The following is an 18,078-nucleotide window of genomic DNA, read 5'->3' as shown; positions in this document are numbered from 1 at the left end:
AGATGGCTCAGCTGCTGAGGGTCCAGAACTTCAACGTCTCGAGTGACGGAATCGGCGCCGGCGAGGACCAGAGTCTCGAACATCCTTTCGGTCACGTGGACCCCGGGCGGCTGTTCGCCTGGGCCGGCGCCACGGCGAGCTGGCCCATGCGCACCGAATCCGGCGGCAGCCGTGGCCTCGACGACTACCTGACCCGGGACTTCGCCCGGAACATCGGCGCCGAGATCATGGGCCGCAACAAGTTCGGCCCGCAGCGCGGCCCCTGGAAGGACGAGGAGTGGCGCGGCTGGTGGGGGGACGAACCGCCGTTCCACACCCCGGTGTTCGTCATTACGCACCACAAGCGTCCTTCGTTCACGCTCTCCGACACCACGTTCCACTTCGTCGACGGCGATCCCGCCACCGTCCTCGAGCAGGCCCGGGAAGCGGCACAGGGCAAGGACGTCCGGCTCGGCGGCGGGGTCACGACGATCCGGCAGTTCCTCGACGCCGACCTCGTCGACACCATGCACGTGGCGGTCTCCCCGGTGAAGCTGGGGTCCGGCCTGCGCCTGTGGGACTCCCCCGACGAGCTGCTGGACCGCTTCCACCTCGACGTCGTCCCGAGCCCGAGCGGCGTGACGCACCACCTGTTCTGGCGGAAGTGACGCGCAGCGGCGCCGTCCGGCATCGAGCCGGACGGCACCGCTCTCCTGCATGCCGTCGCCACGGGCGGAGACGACGTCGGTGGCACCGGACTCGCGGCCCAGGTCGGTGCGCGCCTGGTGGCGGCCCATGAGGACGATCTGTCCTGCTCGCCCAGGCGCTCGGCCGACAGGACTGCCACCAGGCCACCAGGTCACCAGGCCGCCGGCGAGCGGAAAACGGCCGTACGCTGCGCTCATGAATGACCCCGTGCTCACCGCCCGCGAACTGGTGCGGGACCGATTTCCCGGTGCTCCTGGTGGACACGGATGGGCTGGGCGCTGCGCTCCAGGACGAGGCGCGAAAGCGTTGGGCTGCGGGCCCGCCGCCGCTCTCGGACCGTGAGCGTGACTACCAGCGCTATGTCCTGACCGACTTGCTCGATGACCTGCGCGGCTGCACGGACCCTGCAGAGCGGCTGTACTTGGTCTCGCACATGCTGCAGCGCGCCTCGGAGCTCGTCCTCCTGGTCGGCGGGCACTGGCTCGGCGGAGGCAAATGGTTGTCGAGGCGGCTGGCTGCGGCCGATCCGGAGGTGCACCGCGCGTTGTCCGAAGCTGCCGCGCAGGCGATCGCCGGGGACGCGGAGGTCTTCGCCGAGCTCGTGGCAGAGGTGTTGGACCTGGCCGGCGGCCCGCTGTGGAACGGGTACGCCGTCCGATGAGCCGATTCTTGGGGGCGGCACGGCGCTTGTCCCTTACGTGGTGGCGTCACGCGGCCCGCTACGGGAGAGGGCCGCGTTCAGACCCCGGCCTATGCCGGTCATGGCGCCGCCTGGTGTTCGTCGGCTCTGTGCTTGCAGGCGGTGAGTTCATGGCCGGCCCCGTTGCTCCAGGCGTCGCACTTCCCGGCCCGTCCGCTCGGCGGTCCGACGCGCCTCGTGGAGGGCGGCCTGTGCGCTCTTGACCGCCTTGGCCGCCGCTGCCACGGCCTCTGCGGCCTTGAGCTCGGTCCGACGAGCCTGCTCCAGCTCGCGCTCCAGGCGGTGAACCTGTTGGGCCGCCTCGTCCTTCTTCGCCTCGGCGGCATCCTGCGCCTGCTGTGCCTCGCCGACCTCGCGCTCGCGCCGGGCGGTCTCGGTGTCGGCCTCCTTTGCCGCCGCACGGGCGCGCTCGAGTTCACGCAGCCGCTGCCGCTGCTCCTGCTCCTGCTCCTGCTCCTGCTTCTGCTCCTCGCGACCCGGCATCTCCTTCGCCGCGGGTTTCTCCTTCGCTGCGGAGTCGTCCTCCGGCTCACGCCGCTTCTTGGGCGCGGGCTTCTTCGCCGGTGTCGGGCGGACGGGCGCCTCCAGCGGGGCGACTGCGGCGAACCCGACCGCGGCCTCGGGCACCTTCGCCAGTCGTCCCTTCGCCCACAGCTCGGCGACGTCCGGGTGGGCGAGCACGCCGTGGAGAATCTGCTCGATCTCGCGCAGCACCGTGTCGCTGACCGGCTGCCCGGCCTCCCGGGCCAGAACGGCGGCCGTGTGGGCGAGCGCGGTGACGAGCTGGTGGCGCTGGCGGCTCGCCGCCCGTAGCTGCTCGGCGTCGAGGGTGCGGTGCGCCTCGCGCAGGGTTTCCCCCAGCGCGAGGAACTGCTCTGCTTCCTTGGCCCGCTGACGGGCCAGGAGATTCGCGGTCCACGCCGAGAGCGGGGGCCGGCGCAGGCCGGCGATCGCCTTCGCCGCAGCGGAGTCCTTCGCTCTGCGGGCCTCGGCGACGTAGGCGTCCCGCGCCGCGGTGAACTCCGACGGCTTGAGCCCGTACAGCTCATCGGCGATCAGCTCGACATCCACCACTCCACTGTGCGCGGCCTGCACCGTAGCGGGGCGACCGCGCGGCAGCGGCTACGCCGTATGGCCGGTCAGGTTACCCGTGAGAACGGGACGGGACTGGATAGGACGAGATTGGGCAGCGTCTTGCCGCGGGACTTCGACCCACTCATCTCGGTGGTGCGTCCGGGGGCCGGGCACGCGGTCAGAGCGTCAGGTAGCGGTAGTGCCTCAGGCGTAAGCCGGCGGCCTTCTCGGTCATGCCGAGGGCCGCGGCGACCTGGGCGACCGCGTCTTCCTCACCGCCGCTGAGGAACCTGGTGGCCAGGGGGCCGAAGAGGGCAACGGCCGATTCGAGTTCGTTCGCGGCCTTCAGCACGGTGAGCGGGTGGTCGTCGACGAGTTCGTCCAGGCGTTCGTGCAGCCGGTTCAGCAGGTCGGCGACGTCCTCGGGCAGTGGCACCGTGCGCGCCGCGACCTCGTCCAGGTGGGCCTCCCAGTCCGCTTGCGGCCCGGAGACGTCGTAGGCACCGAGGTCGTCGCGGTCGACCTGCTGCCAGTCGATCGGGAAGGTGCGCGTGCCGCGCCATCCGCAGGCGCAGCGGCCTCGCATCGACGTGGCCGTGGGCCTGCGCGAGTGGCCGGTGTAGACCCACCAGTCCGTCGACTCGTGGAAGTAGCCACCACTGCCCATGTCGAAGTAGACCGGCCCCGGCTCGCTGCCGTCCGCGAGCAGCACCCCGACCTCGCCCTCGTGCGACTCGAATCCCTCACGCTTCCAACTCATCGCGCAGGCCTCCCTCTTCGGCGGTAAACGTAAACGTAGACGTAGACGTGTGACGTAGACGTATGACGTAGAGAGACGGCCCGCTCGGGCCGCCCCCATCCACCATGGGGCAGTGCGAATCAGTCCCGCAGGGAAGTCGGCATATTCCAAGGGCAATTGGTTGCGTGCGCCGCAGCATGCGCCCCCAAGGCGCTGCCAGTCACCGGCCGCGTCAGTCAGTCGCAGATTCCGAGATGGAGGATGGTGGCCCAGTCCCGGGTGACCAGCAGCACGTTGCGCCACCATACGGCGCCCGCGTGGGGCCCGCTGACGTCGCCGGAGATTCGGACGGGACCCAGATGCGCTTCGAAAAGGTCCGCGATGCCGTCGGCGAGTTCGCCGGCCTGCCGGATCTCGACAGGCGTACGCAGGATGGGTCCGCGTACCTGTGGGCGGGCTGCATGAACCCGTCGGTCACCTGCCGGCGGAGAACGTCCCGCCAGGCCTGCGGCGCCTCGAACGGGTCGACCGGCGTACTCACCTGGTGTCCGCTCGCCCCCGCGTCGTACACGGCCTGGGCAAGACCTGTCATCCAGTCATGACCGGTCGGCGTCTCGACCACAGGACGACAGGGAACAGATAGAGGGACGCCACATGGTTGCAGTCATCGAGCAGGTCCTCGAGCGGTTCAGCTGCGGCTGACACCGCGGCCGGGGCATCGAGTGGGTTCAGCAGCATGAGCGCAACCGATCCTCTGTGCGAGGGGTGATCTGACAGATGCGGAATGGGCCCGGCTAGAACCGCACCTGCGGAGGAGCGCAGGCAGAGGCGGGCGGCGGAAGACTCACCGGGTCATGGTCAACGGCATTCTCCTCTGGCAACGGACTGGTATCCCGTGGCGGGCCCCTGCCCATGCGATCGGCAGGTGGATGACAGGCGCCGCAGGTGGTCGAAGGACGGCACCCGGGAACAGGATCAGATCTGCCCGCTTCCGATCCACCTTGGCCTACCGCAGGACGGGCCGGTTGGCGGATGTGTACTCGTCCGCGACGTCGAACACACTGGCACACTGTGGGCATTCAGCCTTGCCGAAGAGGTGGGTGATTCCGTCCGCGAGTGCCCCGCGCCCGTCGCGGACGGCAGTCTCGTACATCCACCGGCCGGTACCAGAGAGTGCCTCGGGGAGCGCCGGGCGTAGGTCACGGCGGTCCACGTCGCCCAGGTTCCAGTCCCGGATCGCTGAATAGCGCCCGTGGCCTCCGATGGCGATCGTCACTTCCACGGCGCAGTGCGGGCAGGCCAGCTGGTAGAAGTCGTCCGTGAAGTCCCCCAGGACGGCACTCCAGTGGTACTCCTCCATGGCAGCGAGCGAAGCGAGGAAGGTCGCGAGGTAGTCAACCGGCCGCGACTGCAGGTGTCGGTCCAACAATTCGCGGAACTCGGAGATCTCGTTGGCGCAGTTCGCCAGCAGATCATCGCAGCCGTGGTGTCCTGCCGCGCATCGCAGGATCGTTCCCGCCAGACCGCGCGCCCGTGCACTCCTGGAGGCAAGGCATACCAGGCGCGGCAGGGAGGCAAAGCTGGCGGGGAAGACGAGGTCGTGCTCGAGGACCAGCCGGTATCCCAGTTCCTCCCAGGCTTCGGCGTCGTCCTCGCGCTCCACCTGTTCAAGAAGCGCGGGGACTCGATCGACATCCCCATAGCAGTCATGCATCTCCGTCCAGTTCACCACCTGGGCATTAAAGCGCCTCGTGGCGCCCGGCCCTTAGGCGGTTGCAGCCACCGGTTGATGCACCCCGTCGTAGTCGTCCGCTGCGACGAACTCGCGGTCAGAGGGGAGGCGACCGTTCTCGCACGGCAATCCACGGGTAGCGCCAGCGGCGCCGCTTTCGCCTACGCCCGCGCTATCCCAGCCACGTGCCGTCGCGCATCACGACCCGGCCGCGCAGTTCCGGTACTCCGCGCCAGGCGCGGACGGTCTGCGGTGTCACGCGCAGGTACAGACGGGGAGTCTCCTCCGTACGCGGATCCCAGCCGTACTTGCCCGCGAAGGCGTCCGCGGCGGCCTTCGGCACGTCCCACGTGGAGTGGCACGTCGCCTCTCCTTGCAGGAGCACCACGTCGACGGTGTCCGGCAGTGCCAGCCGTACGCGCGGTTCCTTGCGTACGTTGCGCGCGGTCGCGGAGTTCGCGCCGGTGCACATCCACGCTGCCTGCCCGTCCCACAGGAACCACAGTGGCACCTGATGCGGGCCGTGGTCGGGGTGGGACGTCGAGACCCATATGTCGCGCTCCGAGGTGAGCCGTTCGAGGGTGTCCCGCCTGCGCGCCGCCGTGTCGCGGACGACGGTCTCCGTTGCTTGCATGGGCGTGACCTTAGCCAGCAGGTTCACCGTACGCATGGGGCGCGGGTCCTAAGCCCGGAGGCTGAGCGCAGCCCAGGAGCGCTGCTCGTGGAGGGGTTCTCCGCCTGAGGCCCCGGCGTCTATCCGAGCATGAGCATCGCCTCGGCGACTTCGTCCACCGACGCCTCCGGGATCGCGGTGGCGGCCTCTTCGAGGACGAGCAGCCGGGCCCCGGGGATCTCGCGTGCGAGTGCCTCGCCGTTGCCGACGGGGAAGAACCGGTCCCGGCGGCCGTGGACGACGAGCGTGGGGAGCTCGATCTCGGGCAGGCGCTCGCGCCAACGGGGTGCGCAGTCGAGCCGCGAGAAGACCAGGCCGAGCTGATTCGCCAACTGGACCGGTGGTGCGGTGCCGGGCGTGCGGTCCCAGATGCGCGCGGCCGTCGAGCGTGCGGCGACGGGGTCGTCGCCGCGGATCTCCGCGCCGGCGGCGACGAACTCCGCGACCGCCTCGCGGTCCGTCCAGTCGGGCATCGGGCGCGCGAACAGCCGGCTCATCGTCGCCCGGTCATGGTCGGGGAGGTCGTCGTCGGGCGGGCCAGGGGCGACCGGGCGGGTGCCGACCAGGGTGAGCGCGGAGAACGCGCCCGGATGGTCGAGCGCGGCCACCTGGGCGACCATCCCGCCGACACCGATGCCCGCGAGGTGTGCGGACCCTCCGCCGAGCGCGTCGACAAGGGCCGCCGCGTCGGCGGCGAGGTCGCGCAGGGTGTAGGCGGGCGCCTCCGGGTCGTTCGTCGTCGACTCCCCGCTGTCGCGCAGGTCGTAGCGCACCACACGGCGTCCGCCGGCGGCGAGGCGCTCGCACAGCGCGTCGGGCCAGGACAGCATCGTCGTCCCGCCCGCGAGCAGGACTAGTGGCGCGTCGTCGTCCCCGAACGACTCGATGCCCAGGGAGATCTCGTTCGCCTTGACAGTGGTCATCGGATCACCGGAGTACGTCGTAGGTCAGGTGCGTCGCGGTCGACGTCGGGATCACCCTCCGTTGCACGAGTGTGCGCGGCGGTCCGCCGGTGAACAGTGGTGTCCCGGCGCCCAGTACGACGGGCGCGAGGTGCAGTGTCAGTGCGTCGACCAGGCCCGCGTCGAAGGCGGAGCGGATCGTGGCACCGCCGCCCATGAGGACGACGTCGAGGTCCTTGCCGCTCTCCGAGGACGCGGCCTCGGCCCGCTCGCGCGCGGCGGTGACCGCGTCGGGCAGGCCGGTGGTCACGAACGTCCAGTCGAGGTCGAGGGTGCGCACCGCCTCCGGCGGCGAGCTCGTCACGACGACGAACGCGGGCTTGCCGACCTCGCCGGCGCCGTAGCCGGACGTGTCGTCCCAGCCTTGGGGACCGTCGACCACGTCGAAGAGACGGCGGCCGAGGACGACGGCGCCGCTACGGGCGGTTGCCTCGCTCAGTACCCGGCGGTCGTCGGGATCGTCGGAGAACGCCCACGTGTGCAGGGCCTCGCCTCCCGTCCCCAGACCGTTGTCCGGGCCGGGGTCGGGACCGGTGACGAACCCGTCGAGCGAGACGGAGATGTCAGCGATGATTCGTGTCATATCAAGGCAGACCCGTTCTTGCGCCCGAACTCATCGCTCGCGGCGGGATTCGGTTGGGCGGCACGCGGCCGACGCGGGCTTCCGGCCCGCGCCGGCCGTATCTGTCACCTCATCGAGCTAGGCCGGCGGAAGGGGCACGTCCCAGCGCTGCCAGGCCGCACCCGTGCAGTCGCGGAGGTTGATGCCGGCGCCCTGGCTCGGGTCACCGGCATACTGGATGCTCAGGCACTGGTTGTTGACCTGGGTGACGAGTTGGCGATTCACGACGTCCCACCGCTGGTTGGCCTGCCCGTGGCAGTCCCCTACGACCTGGGCAGGGGCGTTGAGTTCGCCGTTGCGGACGTCCAGGCAGTGGCGCTCGGCGAGGTTCCGCAGCTTGCGGCCCTCCCAGAACCACAGCTGGCTCCCGACCCCTGCGCAGCTGCGGACCTCCACGTTGTCGCCGTTGGAGGTCAGACAGCGGCCGTCCTGGTCAGTGCGGATCTCGAAGTAGTCGGCCGCCCCGGCCGGCGATGCCATCCCCGGGCCGAACACGCCCGCCAGGGCGAGCGTCACGGCGGTGGCGGCGAAGCGAATGCTCATGCGTATGACCCCTGTTGCTTGCTGTGCGTCTTCCGCACCGTACGCGGATGATCACACACAGAGAGTAGTCAATTACGTTCGGTAGTCAAGCCGTCGATCTTCGCCCGCTGATCTTCGGTCGTCGATCTTCCACACCACCGACCGGCCGCGGGATCATGAAAGTGCGGGCCAGGACGCGTCAGTGTGCCGGCCCGATAGCAGCCGCCCGGTGCCCAAGCTGTCCGGGTGCTCAAGCTGTGCAGGTGCTCACGACATCGGTCCAGGCCTCGAACGGCGAATTGAGTGTGCACGGCTTTCCATCGGCCGAACTCCCCTTGGACCGCTCAGCCCACGCGGATCGCGAGCATGCACGCGTCGTCCTCGTGACCGGCCTGATCCGGGTCCGCCAGGATCGACTCGATCAGCTTGTCGGGCTCGTTGCCTTCGGAGCGGGTCACGGCGTCAGCGAGGCGTTGGATGCCTTTGGTGACGTCCTCGCCCCGGCGCTCCACGATTCCGTCGGTGTAGAGGAGGAGCAGGTCGCCACGTCGGAGCGGGGTGTCGCGGGTCTCGTACGCGTACCCCGGCAGGGCCCCGAGCAGCGGGCCGCGCTGGTCGGCGTGCAGGGGCTCGGCGTGGCCCTGGCGAAGCAGCAGTGGCGCGGGGTGGCCGGCGTCGGCCCAGTGCCAGACGCGGTCCTCGTCGATGTGCCCGGCGATCACCGTGGCGGTCTGGCCCGCGGGTTCGCTGCACACCAGCTCGTTCAGCCAGGTCGTGATCTCCCCGGCCGACGCACCTGTCTGCGCCAGCCCGGCCAGGGCGTGGCGCTGCTGCGCCATCCGCGCCACGGCGTCCAGTCCGTGCCCGGCGGCGTCACCGATCGCCACCAGGACCCTGCCGTCCGGCAGCAGGCGGCACTTGTACCAGTCGCCGCCCACGGCCGCGTCCGGCTCGGCGGGCCGGTACGACGCCGCCACGGTCAGGCCGACGGCGGCCAGGGCCTCGGAGTGCGTGGGCAGCAGCGCCTCGCGCAGGGCGTCGGCGACCCGGCGCTCGACCTGCGCCTGACGGCGCAGCCGGTCCGACTCTCGCTCCGTCTCGGCGAGCCGGCGGCGGCTTCGGATCTGCGGGGTGAGGTCACGGGCGACCAGGTTGACCGCCCACGGTCGGCCGTCGGTGCCGGCGACCGGGCGTCCCATCAGGTCGAGCGTGCGCAGCTCCCCCAGGACGACGAACCTGATCCTGGTCCAGGCGGGTTCCTCGCCCGCGAGAACGGAGGTCAGGAACTCGGCGAAGGCCGTCAGGTCGTCCGGCAGCAGGGCGTCGCAGAGCTGCTCCAGCGTCCACGGCATCTGGATCTCCGTGTGGAAGATCCGGCTGAGCCCCTCCGACCAGGTCACCTTCCCCGACAGCAGGTCCCAGCTGCCCCAGCCGAGCGAGGCCAGGTACTGCGCGTCGATGGTCAGCAGTTCCGTACGGCTCTGTACGGGCCGCCAGGTCGCAAGGACCTGTTCTCCGCAGCGCGCGGCCGAGTAGAGCAACGGGGCACGGTGGAGCCGGCCAAGGCGCTGCTCCGTGTAGTCGACGACCCGGCCCTCCAGCGGCGCGCCTCCGGCGAGGACGTCCGCGAGGGCGGCGAGCAGGCCGCTGCCGGCGGCCCCTGGCCTGGCCTCCAGGAACCGCTGTCCCACCTGCCGGTCCGGTGCCTCCAGCCAGTCTGCGGACCGGATCCGGTTGCCGGCGACGATACGGAAGTCCCATACGGTCCCCGTGCCCTCCTCGACGAGGGGTTCGAGCAGCAGCGCCGAGGCCGGGATGGCGTCGAGCGCCGCGCAGATGCCGGGGGCGCCCTGGTCATGGATGGTGCACAGACAGCGCGACGAGGCCGCCGCCTGTCCGGCCGCGGCGGCCGACGCGGGTGCGAGCATCTGCACGGGCGCGATCACGTCCGCCGCCGGGTCCGGAGGTCGCTCCGCGGTCCGGCGTACGGAGGAGCGGAGGGCGGACACCTCCCGCCCGATCAGGTCCTTCAGCTCTTCGACAGTGTCGGGGAGCGGAAAGTTCATGATCGTCGCCTCCCAGGCCGACTGGCAGGCCGCCGGGACCGGCGCCTGGCCCTCGTACAACCGGTTGCTCTAGCGCCGCTGCCCAGCGGGAGGCGAATCATTCGTCCGGTACGGGAGCCCGATGCCGAGCCCGATGGCGAGGCCGATGTCGAGGCCGACGCCAGGGGTCTGCGGCACCGCGGGCGCGACAGGCCCGGCGGACGCGGACGGCGCGGGCGGCGCAGTGGGCGCGGTGGGTGCGGTGGGCGTGGCAGGACGTCCGTCGCCGCTGCCGCGCTCCCGCAGCGAGCAAGATCGATTGTCAGTGGTGGATGAGACGGTAGGAGCATCAAGTCGGAAAGAGGGGGCCTGTCTTGTCCGTAAGCCAGAACTACATCAACCACGTCGCTCTCGTGCTGGACGCCAGTTCGTCCATGTCGCACCTGAGGAACAAGGTCGTCGAGGTCGCCGACCAGCAGATCGCCTACCTCGCCCGCCGCTCGCGGGAGCTGGACCAGGAGACGCGGGTCACGGTGTACGTGTTCGCCGACAAGGTGGAGTGCGTCATCTACGACAAGGACGTGCTGCGGATGCCCTCGCTGAAGCAGCTCTACCGGGTCGGCGGAATGACGGCGCTGCTGGCGGCCGCGCTGAAGTCCCAGCACGAGCTTGCGCAGACGGCCCAACTGTACGGGGACCACAGCTTCCTGACGTTCGTGCTGACGGACGGGCAGGAGAACGCGAGCCACCGCTGCCCGGGTGCCCCTTCCAGGGACCCGCGCGCTCTGACGGCCGCTGTCGCCGAGATGATCGAGACGCAGCAGGACAACTGGACGCTGGCCGTCCTCGTGCCGGACCAGATGGGCAAGCGCGAGGCCATGAGCTGCGGCTTCCCGAAGGACAACATCGCCATCTGGGACGCGACGAGCACGCGGGGCCTGGAGGAGGCCGGGCAGGTCATCCAGGAGGCCACCGAGAAGTTCATGATCGGCCGCACCAAGGGCATCCGGGGCTCTCGGACGGTGTTCTCCACCGGCGCGGAGGCGGTCAACAAGGACACCATCAAGGCCGCCGGCCTCACTCCGGTGGACGCCTCGCAGTACCAGCTGATTCCGGTCACGCGAGATGCCGCGATCCGGAACTGGGTCACCGAGTCCGGGCACACCTACCGCACCGGCTGTGCCTTCTACCAGCTGAGCAAGTCGGAGAAGATTCAGGCGCGCAAGCAGATCGCCGTCCTGGAGAAGAAGACCGACCGGGTCTACACGGGGCCCGAGGCCCGGGCGCTGCTCGGCCTGCCCGACGAGGAGGTCAGGATCAAGCCCGACCACAACGACGACTACACGATCTTCGTGCAGAGCACCAGCGTGAACCGCAAGCTCGTGCCGAACACGCGGCTGCTCGTCATGAGCTGACCTGGCGGCTGGTCGTCATGAGCTGACCTGGCAGGGAGCCATGGCTCGGGATCGACGGCCGGGATTGGGAGCCACAGCCGGCTCTCGGGCCGCGGCTCGGGATCGGCGGCCCGGTTCGGGAGCCACAACCGGCTCTCCGACCACAGCTCGGGATCGGCGGCCCGGTTCGGGAGCCACAGCCGGCTCTCGGGCCGCGGCCGGTCCGGGAGGATGAGGCCTCCCGGACCGTCTCGTACCCTGGCGGCATGCGGATGCGCCCTACGTTGAGCTGGACCCCGGAGGAAGACCTCCCGCCGGGCACCACGGATCTGCAGCCTGTCGCCGACGCGCTGCGCGCCGGTGGTGTCGTGGTACTCAGCGGGGCCGGCATCTCGACGGAGTCGGGCATCCCCGACTACCGGGGCGAGGGCGGGAGCCTGAGCCGGCACACGCCGATGACCTACCAGGACTTCACCGCCGGCGTGCACGCCCGGCGCCGGTACTGGGCGCGCAGCCATCTCGGCTGGCGCACGTTCGGCCGTGCCCGCCCCAACGCGGGGCACCGGGCCGTGGCCGCGTTCGCGCGGCACGGCCTGCTGTCGGGCGTGATCACGCAGAACGTCGACGGTCTGCATCAGGCGGCCGGCAGTGAGGGCGTGGTGGAGCTGCACGGCAGCCTCAGCCGTGTCGTCTGCCTCTCCTGCCGGGCGCTGAGCTCCCGCCGGGAACTGGCTCGGAGACTGGAGGAGGCCAATCCCGGCTTCTCGCCGGTGGCGGCCGGGATCAACCCGGACGGCGACGCGGATCTCACTGACGAGCAGGTGGGAGACTTCCGCGTCGTGCCCTGCACGGTGTGCGGCGGCGTGCTGAAGCCGGACGTGGTGTTCTTCGGCGAGAACGTTCCGGCGCCGCGGGTGGAGCACTGTCGCAGGCTGGTCCAGGAGGCGTCCTCCCTGTTGGTTCTCGGGTCGTCACTGACGGTGATGTCTGGCCTTCGGTTCGTCCGTCAGGCGGCCGAGGCCGGTAAGCCGGTGGTGATCGTCAACCAGGATCCGACGCGGGGTGACCGCCACGCCCTCACCCGGATCGCGTTGCCCCTCGGCCCGGCCCTCACCACCGTCGCAGACCAGCTGGCCGTCTCCCTGGACGGCGGCTGAGCAGGAGCGGCCGGCGGCCGGAACGGCGCCTCGGCGCACGGAAGGATGGCCGCGTTATTGGTTTGCCGCCGAAGCACCGGGCCGGATAAGAAGCTTGCATGTTGAAAGGCAGCAAGGTGGGGCTCAGGGCCCGCCATGAGGACGACATACCGATCCTGCGGACCGAGCTCTACGACGACGTGGTCAACGCCTCCCGTGCCGAGGCCGGACCGTGGCGGCCGATCACGCCCGGATCGAACGACCCGCGGCTCGTGGTCGACGACACCGCGCAGGGGAGCGTCTCGTTCTCGGTGATCGAGCTGGACGGCGGCACGCTGGTCGGCTCGGCGAACCTGTGGGGCATCGACACCCACAACCGTTGCGCCCACATCGGCCTCGGCCTGCTGCCGTCCGCCCGCGGCAAGGGCTACGGCACCGACGTGGTCGCGACGCTGTGCCACTACGGCTTCGTCGTGCGCGGGCTGCAGCGGCTGCAGATCGAGACGCTGTCGGACAACCACGCCATGCTGCGCTCCGCCGAGCGCAACGGCTTCGTCCGCGAGGGCGTACTGCGCTCCTCGGCCTGGGTGTTGGGCGAGTTCCTCGACGAGGTGCTGCTCGGCCTCCTCGCACACGAGTGGAAGCCGGACGCGCAGGGCTGAGACGTGTGCGGATGGTCGCGGCCGGCCCTTGGGAAGGGAGCCGGCCGGCTCCGGCGGGTCCGAGGCCGAGGCGGACGTCGTGGCCGCCGACGGTGATGTCAGTGCGGTGCGCTTCACTGTCCGCCATGGAGCTCACGCAAGCGGCCATCAGCGACCTGCTGGACCGACTCGGCCCGCAGGAAGCCCACATGTACCTGCCGGGCGAGGGGGAACTGCCGGAGCTGACCGACCTGCTCAGTGGCCGGTACGGCGCCCCGCGCACCCTCGCCGCCGACGGATTCACCGATCCGACGGCCGACGAGTCCAGGGGCGCGGCCCTTCTCGCGCCCTTCAAGGACCAGGCCGTGACGATACGTGCCTGGGCGTACGGGGATCAGTGGATCGGCACCGGGGCGGTGCGGGACGGCGAGGGCGTCGAGCGGCCCGTGCTGGTGGTCGCTCCGCGGAAGGTGCCGGGCACCTCGGCGGTCGCTCCGGACGAGGACGCCGACTGGGTGGAGCGGCTGAGGAGGATCACCGGCCGCACCGAGTGGCCGGACGAGCGGCCCGATGTGGACTGGGCGGAAGTGGAGTCCCGTCTGAGGACCGCGCTTCCGCGTGACTACAAGCGCATGGTCGAGGCGTTCGGCGAGGGCGCCTTCGACGGCTTTCTCGGGCTGCACCAGGAGCCGTGGACGTATTTCAGGGAAGACGGTCTGCTCGTCTGGGCGAGCACCGAGCACGAGGACCTGTACTGCTGGAGGGCCGACGGGGACGAACCGGACCGCTGGCGCGTCGTCGTGCAGACGTTCGACGGCGAGGAAGTCCCCTTCGACTGCGGGACCGCCCAGTTCGTCTGCCGTGTCCTCACCGACCCGCGCCACCGGTTCACCATGGCCCGCTACTTCGACACCCACTGGTTCATGAGCTACCGGAGCGGTGACTGACAGGCTTCTATCTCCAACGTGCGTCGTTCCTAGAATGGCGGCATGGAGGACATCGACGCGATCGCGGCCCTGCAGGACCCCGTACGACGCCGCCTGTACGAGTACGTGGCGGCTCAGGGCCGCGAGGTCGGGCGTAACGAGGCGGCCGAGGCCGCCGGCGTGGCGCGCACTCTCGCCGCGCACCATCTGGACAAGCTGACGGAGGCGGGGCTGCTGGAGAGCGGCAGCCGGCGACTGACGGGGCGCTCCGGGCCGGGCGCCGGGCGGCCCGCCAAGGTGTACACGCGGGCCGCCGGCGAGCGGTCGGTGTCGCTGCCCGCCCGCGACTACCGCACGGCCGCCGAGCTGCTCGCCGAGGCCGCCGAGCAGGCCGGACTGGACGCAGCGCTCTGCGCGGCCGCGCGCCGGCGGGGTGAGGCCCTGCGGGGTTCGGCGGCGCCCTGCGGCGGCCTCCAGGAGGCCATGGAGATCCTGGCCGCCCGCGGGTACGAGCCCCATCTGGAGGGCCTCGCCGAGGGCGGCGGCGAGAACGGTGCCGAAGACGACGCGGGAAGTGTCACGGGTTCGACGGAGCCAGCTGCGGCGACCACGCAGGTCGAGGCGACCGAGCAGGTCGAGGTGACCGGGCGGGCGGAGACGACTGGGCAGGCCGAGGCGACCGGGCGCGCGGAGGCGAGTGGGCAGGCCGAGGCGACCGGGCGGGTCGGGAATGTGACCGGAGGCGGCGCGACGCCTGTCGTCCGCATGCGTAACTGCCCTTTCCACGCCGTCGCCGAACGCTTCCCGCCGCTCGTCTGCGGCATGAATCTCGCCCTCCTCGAGGGGCTGCTCGGCACCGACGGTTCCGTCCGCGCCCGCATGGACGCCCGCCCCGGGGAATGTTGCGTGGTGGTCGAAAGCTCTAAAAACAATGAGCGTTGACATAGAAAAGCCGGCCGTGCTGGGATGACGCCATGACCGCATCCGCGCCTGTCGCCGCCCACCTCGCCCAGCTCAACGTCGCCACGCTCCTTCACCCGCTCGACGACCCGCGCCTGGCGCCGTTCGTGGAGATGCTCGACCCGGTCAACGCCGCCGCCGACGACGCGCCCGGTTTCGTCTGGCGGCTCGTCGAGGACGGAGCGGCCGACGCCACCGGCCTGCGCCCCGCGGGCGAGGACGTCGTCGTCAACCTGTCGGTGTGGGAGACGCAGGAAGCCCTGTGGGACTTCGCCTACCGAAGCGGCCACCTGGAGGTGATGCGCCGGCGCCGTGACTGGTTCGCGCGGCACGTCGAGGCGCACCTGGTGCTCTGGTGGGTCCCTGCCGGGCACATCCCGACGGTCGACGAGGCCTTGGAGCGGCTGGCGGACCTGCGGACGCACGGACCGTCCCCGCGCGCGTTCACCTTCGCCTCCTCCTACACCGCCGCCGAGGCCGCCCGGCATCTGCCGGCGTGACGAGTGCGCCGTCGGCGGCCACGGGGGCGGGGCCGGCGGCGTAGAGAACGCCACCGGCACCCACCCACTCCCCCCATCTCTCTGCATCGATCCTCCTGGGCCGCCAAACCCCATGACCGTGCTGCGGTTTGTGTGGCTCGCCCACATGCCCCGTCGTCCGTCCTCCCACCTAGCGTGTGGACACCCAACGCCCGGAAGGGCGTCGGGCGTCGGCAGACGGACGCGCCGTGCGCGCACGAGCGGGAGGTACCGGGGCATGGTCGACAGTCGGGGGCCGGAGCGCTGGTGGCGGCTGCGTGCCGCCGCCCGTGTCCTGGCGGCGGTCGGGGTCGTCGCCGCGGCCGTCGTGGACTCGCCCGCCGCCGCAAGCGGCACGGCCGTGGCCACGGCCACGGCCAGACCGATACCCACAGCCACAGCCACAGCCACAACCACCACTGCCGCTGCCGCGACGCCCTCGTATCTCACGCTCGAAGCGAGTTACGGCGCCGGGACCGTCACCAACGGCTGGGAGAGTGTCGAGCGGTACCGCGACACGACCAGCGGGTTCCGCACCGAGGGCTATCCGCCGGACGGCCGCGGCGATCAGGACGGCAAGCGCGTCACCTACTTCGGCGGCGTGGCCCGGCCCTCCTCAGACCGGTTCCTGCTCTATTCGGCCCCCGGCTGGAACTCCGGCAGCCGCACGACGCCCGTCCTCCTCGTGCACGGCGCGAACGACACCGCCGACCGCGCCTGGGCCAATCCCGGCGAGGCGGGCGGCTACGGCTGCGGCGCCGCCTCCTGTCCGTCCACCGGGCTGATGCAGTATCTGGCCGGGCGCGGTCACCGGGTCTTCGCCGTCGGCTTCGCGCACAAGCAGGGCGACAACCTCATGCAGGCGCAGGTCGTCGGTGACGCGATCGCCGTCATCAAGGCGAAGCTGGGCGTCGCCAAGGTGGACCTGGTCGGCTGGAGCAAGGGCCAGATGTCCACCCGCGCGTACGTGTCGTCCCTGAGGCCGAGCTGGGGTCGGGCGTACGCCGGTGACGTACGCCGGCTGGTCACCCTCGGCGGCCCGAACGGCGGCTACGACTACCCGTACGCCCATGGGTGGGCCCACCGCTTCTCCATCTGGCCGGAGTGCGGAGGCAAGGTCAACGCCCCGTCCCCGCACTCCCACATGACCTGCTACGGCACGTACGCCGCACACCCGGAGTTCTCGATGACGCCGTCCGGCGGTCAGGACAACTACCCCGGTCAGCGTCAGATGCTGGCGCGCTGGGACGGGGTGTACGGAGTCGACGGCGCCGCCCAGGACTGGTACACGACGTACTACGGCGGTCAGGGCTTCTACACCGCCGGCGGCGGCATCCAGGCGGCCGTCGACGCCGGTTCGCTCATCGGACCGCTGCACAGCGCCGGAGTGCCCGCCTCCGTCACCGCCTACCTGCTGGCCGGAGGGTCCGCCGACGTCCTCGGCATCTTCAACGAGAACCGCGGGCCCAGCGACGGCGTCGTCTTCGTCTCCAGCGCGCTCGACACCACGGGCATCCCGACGGTCGGCGGCAGGGTCACCGTCGCGGGCGCCAACCACCTCGAGCTGGGCTGGCACAGCTCCGTCGCCGCCCAGGTCGCCGCCTGGCTCTCCTGAAGGACCTCGAAACCATGACCACGGGACCCGACATGACCACACTCCGCACCCGCCGCGTCGCCACCGCCCGACTGACGCAGCAGATCACGGAGGCGAGGGCCGAGGGCGGGGGCGGGGCCGAGGGTGGGGGCGGGGGCGAGCCCGTCGTCTTCGTCCACGGCAACGTCTCCTCCTCCGCGTTCTGGCACACCACACTGACCTCGCTGCCCCAGCGCTACCGCCCCGTCGCCGTCGACCTGCGCGGATTCGGCGGCACCGACCCACTGCCCGTCGACGCCACACGCGGCCTGCGGGACTACGCCGACGACCTCGACGCGCTCCTCGCCGCCCTCGGCATCGGGCCGGTGCACCTGGTCGGCTGGTCCATGGGCGGCGGCGTGGTCATGCAGTACCTGCGCGACCACCCGGCCGCCGTGCGCTCCCTGACGCTGGTCAACCCGGTGTCCCCGTACGGCTTCGGCGGCACGCACGGGGTGGACGGCGTCCTCAACTCCCCGGACGGGGCGGGCTCCGGCGGCGGCACGGCCAATCCGGAGTTCGTACGGCTGCTCGCCGAGGGCGACCGCGGTGAGGACTCGCCGCTCTCGCCGCGCTCCGTCCTCACCGCCTGTTACGTCAAGCCCCCGCTGCGCTTCGAACACGAGGACGCGTACGTCGAGTCGATGCTCACCACGCGCACCGGCGACGACCACTACCCCGGCGACAGCACGGCGTCCGCCGCCTGGCCGGGCATCGCGCCCGGCACCCGCGGCGTGCTCAACTGCCTCGCCCCGACCCACTTCCGCGTCGCGGATCTGCACCTGGTCGATCCCAAGCCGCCGGTGCTGTGGGTACGGGGAGAGGACGACGTCATCGTCTCCGACACCTCGATGTTCGACGTGGCGCACCTGGGCGCGATCGGCGCCGTACCGGGCTGGGACGGCACTCCGGCGCAGCCGATGGTGGCGCAGACGCGTCACGTCCTGGACCGTTACGCGGCGGCGGGCGGCAAGGTGCGGGAGGTCGCCGTAGCCGGCGCCGGGCACGCGGTCCACATCGAGCGGCCCAAGGAGTTCGGCGCGGCGCTGCTCGACGTCCTGTCGACGTGACGGCGCACGAGTGACGGCGTAACGGGGGTAACCGCTATCCGCAC

The 18,078-nt window shown here is 71.1% G+C and carries 18 protein-coding genes and 1 pseudogene; 11 read left to right on the top strand and 8 right to left on the bottom strand.

Annotation, left to right across the window (positions count from 1 at the left end; genetic code table 11):
* Positions 1 to 2: 2 nt before the first annotated feature.
* Together ACFWJO_RS06140 and ACFWJO_RS06135 are read left to right on the top strand one after the other, a co-directional pair.
* Positions 3 to 647 (top strand): dihydrofolate reductase family protein, encoded by a 645-nt coding sequence (locus tag ACFWJO_RS06140; protein WP_386863624.1) that lies wholly within the window; start codon positions 3 to 5, stop codon positions 645 to 647.
* Between the two features lie 287 nt (positions 648 to 934).
* The gene (locus ACFWJO_RS06135) at positions 935 to 1,348 is read left to right on the top strand and encodes a hypothetical protein (protein WP_386863623.1); all 414 of its coding nucleotides are present in this window, start codon (positions 935 to 937) and stop codon (positions 1,346 to 1,348) included.
* A gap of 147 nt (positions 1,349 to 1,495) precedes the next feature.
* Here the strand turns inward: ACFWJO_RS06135 and ACFWJO_RS06130 are convergent, their stop codons facing one another.
* Complete coding sequence (locus tag ACFWJO_RS06130; protein WP_386863622.1) at positions 1,496 to 2,458, bottom strand: hypothetical protein; 963 nt, start codon at positions 2,456 to 2,458, stop codon at positions 1,496 to 1,498.
* A 181-nt stretch (positions 2,459 to 2,639) separates the two neighbouring features.
* On the bottom strand, positions 2,640 to 3,221 hold the full coding sequence (locus ACFWJO_RS06125; RefSeq protein WP_386863621.1) for a hypothetical protein: 582 nt from the start codon (positions 3,219 to 3,221) through the stop codon (positions 2,640 to 2,642).
* Between the two features lie 728 nt (positions 3,222 to 3,949).
* On the opposite strand from ACFWJO_RS06125, the pseudogene ACFWJO_RS06120 reads away from it, so the two are divergent.
* Positions 3,950 to 4,173: pseudogene (locus ACFWJO_RS06120) on the top strand (transposase); the annotation flags it as partial.
* Positions 4,174 to 4,206: 33 nt separating this feature from the next.
* On the opposite strand, the gene ACFWJO_RS06115 reads toward ACFWJO_RS06120, so the two are convergent.
* The 6 genes from ACFWJO_RS06115 to ACFWJO_RS06090 form a co-directional block, all read right to left on the bottom strand.
* On the bottom strand, positions 4,207 to 4,932 hold the full coding sequence (locus tag ACFWJO_RS06115) for a hypothetical protein (protein WP_386863620.1): 726 nt from the start codon (positions 4,930 to 4,932) through the stop codon (positions 4,207 to 4,209).
* A gap of 172 nt (positions 4,933 to 5,104) precedes the next feature.
* Positions 5,105 to 5,566 carry a pyridoxamine 5'-phosphate oxidase family protein gene (locus tag ACFWJO_RS06110; protein ID WP_386863619.1) on the bottom strand — a complete coding sequence of 154 codons (462 nt, stop codon included), beginning with the start codon at positions 5,564 to 5,566 and terminating at the stop codon, positions 5,105 to 5,107.
* A 119-nt stretch (positions 5,567 to 5,685) separates the two neighbouring features.
* Positions 5,686 to 6,528, bottom strand: coding sequence for an alpha/beta fold hydrolase (locus ACFWJO_RS06105; RefSeq protein ID WP_386863618.1), 843 nt, complete (start codon positions 6,526 to 6,528; stop codon positions 5,686 to 5,688).
* Positions 6,529 to 6,532: 4 nt separating this feature from the next.
* A complete protein-coding gene (locus ACFWJO_RS06100; RefSeq protein WP_386863617.1) occupies positions 6,533 to 7,150 on the bottom strand; it encodes a dihydrofolate reductase family protein in 618 nt (205 codons plus the stop codon).
* A 117-nt stretch (positions 7,151 to 7,267) separates the two neighbouring features.
* Positions 7,268 to 7,732: an RICIN domain-containing protein gene (locus ACFWJO_RS06095; protein WP_386863616.1), complete on the bottom strand. Its 465-nt coding sequence runs from the start codon at positions 7,730 to 7,732 to the stop codon at positions 7,268 to 7,270.
* A 323-nt stretch (positions 7,733 to 8,055) separates the two neighbouring features.
* On the bottom strand, positions 8,056 to 9,777 hold the full coding sequence (locus tag ACFWJO_RS06090) for a PP2C family protein-serine/threonine phosphatase (protein WP_386863615.1): 1,722 nt from the start codon (positions 9,775 to 9,777) through the stop codon (positions 8,056 to 8,058).
* Between the two features lie 353 nt (positions 9,778 to 10,130).
* On the opposite strand from ACFWJO_RS06090, the gene ACFWJO_RS06085 reads away from it, so the two are divergent.
* The 8 genes from ACFWJO_RS06085 to ACFWJO_RS06050 all read left to right on the top strand — a co-directional run bounded on the left by ACFWJO_RS06085 (position 10,131) and on the right by ACFWJO_RS06050 (position 18,034).
* Positions 10,131 to 11,171, top strand: coding sequence for a vWA domain-containing protein (locus ACFWJO_RS06085; RefSeq protein WP_384423347.1), 1,041 nt, complete (start codon positions 10,131 to 10,133; stop codon positions 11,169 to 11,171).
* Between the two features lie 245 nt (positions 11,172 to 11,416).
* The gene (locus ACFWJO_RS06080) at positions 11,417 to 12,307 is read left to right on the top strand and encodes an NAD-dependent protein deacetylase (protein ID WP_386863614.1); all 891 of its coding nucleotides are present in this window, start codon (positions 11,417 to 11,419) and stop codon (positions 12,305 to 12,307) included.
* Between the two features lie 98 nt (positions 12,308 to 12,405).
* Positions 12,406 to 12,948, top strand: a complete 543-nt coding sequence (locus ACFWJO_RS06075; RefSeq protein ID WP_386863613.1) for a GNAT family N-acetyltransferase — start codon at positions 12,406 to 12,408, stop codon at positions 12,946 to 12,948.
* Positions 12,949 to 13,073: 125 nt separating this feature from the next.
* Complete coding sequence (locus ACFWJO_RS06070; protein WP_386863612.1) at positions 13,074 to 13,874, top strand: hypothetical protein; 801 nt, start codon at positions 13,074 to 13,076, stop codon at positions 13,872 to 13,874.
* A gap of 42 nt (positions 13,875 to 13,916) precedes the next feature.
* Complete coding sequence (locus tag ACFWJO_RS06065) at positions 13,917 to 14,795, top strand: helix-turn-helix transcriptional regulator (RefSeq protein WP_386863611.1); 879 nt, start codon at positions 13,917 to 13,919, stop codon at positions 14,793 to 14,795.
* 32 nt (positions 14,796 to 14,827) lie between these two features.
* A complete protein-coding gene (locus ACFWJO_RS06060) occupies positions 14,828 to 15,313 on the top strand; it encodes a DUF3291 domain-containing protein (RefSeq protein ID WP_386863610.1) in 486 nt (161 codons plus the stop codon).
* 256 nt (positions 15,314 to 15,569) lie between these two features.
* Complete coding sequence (locus tag ACFWJO_RS06055) at positions 15,570 to 16,946, top strand: esterase/lipase family protein (protein WP_386863609.1); 1,377 nt, start codon at positions 15,570 to 15,572, stop codon at positions 16,944 to 16,946.
* 14 nt (positions 16,947 to 16,960) lie between these two features.
* On the top strand, positions 16,961 to 18,034 hold the full coding sequence (locus ACFWJO_RS06050) for an alpha/beta fold hydrolase (protein WP_386863608.1): 1,074 nt from the start codon (positions 16,961 to 16,963) through the stop codon (positions 18,032 to 18,034).
* Positions 18,035 to 18,078 lie beyond the last annotated feature (44 nt).

Source organism: Streptomyces sp. NPDC127092 (assembly GCF_042722475.1).
GTDB lineage: Bacteria > Actinomycetota > Actinomycetes > Streptomycetales > Streptomycetaceae > Streptomyces.
This window is presented reverse-complemented; position numbering and strand designations above follow the sequence as displayed.

Coding starts and splice junctions, on each gene's coding strand:
- ACFWJO_RS06125 (WP_386863621.1), bottom strand. CDS start 3,221: ATGAGTTGGAAGCGTGAGGGATTCGAGTCGCACGAGGGCGAGGTCGGG.
- ACFWJO_RS06050 (WP_386863608.1), top strand. CDS start 16,961: ATGACCACGGGACCCGACATGACCACACTCCGCACCCGCCGCGTCGCC.
- ACFWJO_RS06095 (WP_386863616.1), bottom strand. CDS start 7,732: ATGAGCATTCGCTTCGCCGCCACCGCCGTGACGCTCGCCCTGGCGGGC.
- ACFWJO_RS06080 (WP_386863614.1), top strand. CDS start 11,417: ATGCGGATGCGCCCTACGTTGAGCTGGACCCCGGAGGAAGACCTCCCG.
- ACFWJO_RS06065 (WP_386863611.1), top strand. CDS start 13,917: ATGGAGGACATCGACGCGATCGCGGCCCTGCAGGACCCCGTACGACGC.
- ACFWJO_RS06090 (WP_386863615.1), bottom strand. CDS start 9,777: ATGAACTTTCCGCTCCCCGACACTGTCGAAGAGCTGAAGGACCTGATC.
- ACFWJO_RS06140 (WP_386863624.1), top strand. CDS start 3: ATGGCTCAGCTGCTGAGGGTCCAGAACTTCAACGTCTCGAGTGACGGA.
- ACFWJO_RS06060 (WP_386863610.1), top strand. CDS start 14,828: ATGACCGCATCCGCGCCTGTCGCCGCCCACCTCGCCCAGCTCAACGTC.
- ACFWJO_RS06105 (WP_386863618.1), bottom strand. CDS start 6,528: ATGACCACTGTCAAGGCGAACGAGATCTCCCTGGGCATCGAGTCGTTC.
- ACFWJO_RS06100 (WP_386863617.1), bottom strand. CDS start 7,150: ATGACACGAATCATCGCTGACATCTCCGTCTCGCTCGACGGGTTCGTC.
- ACFWJO_RS06075 (WP_386863613.1), top strand. CDS start 12,406: ATGTTGAAAGGCAGCAAGGTGGGGCTCAGGGCCCGCCATGAGGACGAC.
- ACFWJO_RS06070 (WP_386863612.1), top strand. CDS start 13,074: ATGGAGCTCACGCAAGCGGCCATCAGCGACCTGCTGGACCGACTCGGC.
- ACFWJO_RS06110 (WP_386863619.1), bottom strand. CDS start 5,566: ATGCAAGCAACGGAGACCGTCGTCCGCGACACGGCGGCGCGCAGGCGG.
- ACFWJO_RS06055 (WP_386863609.1), top strand. CDS start 15,570: ATGGTCGACAGTCGGGGGCCGGAGCGCTGGTGGCGGCTGCGTGCCGCC.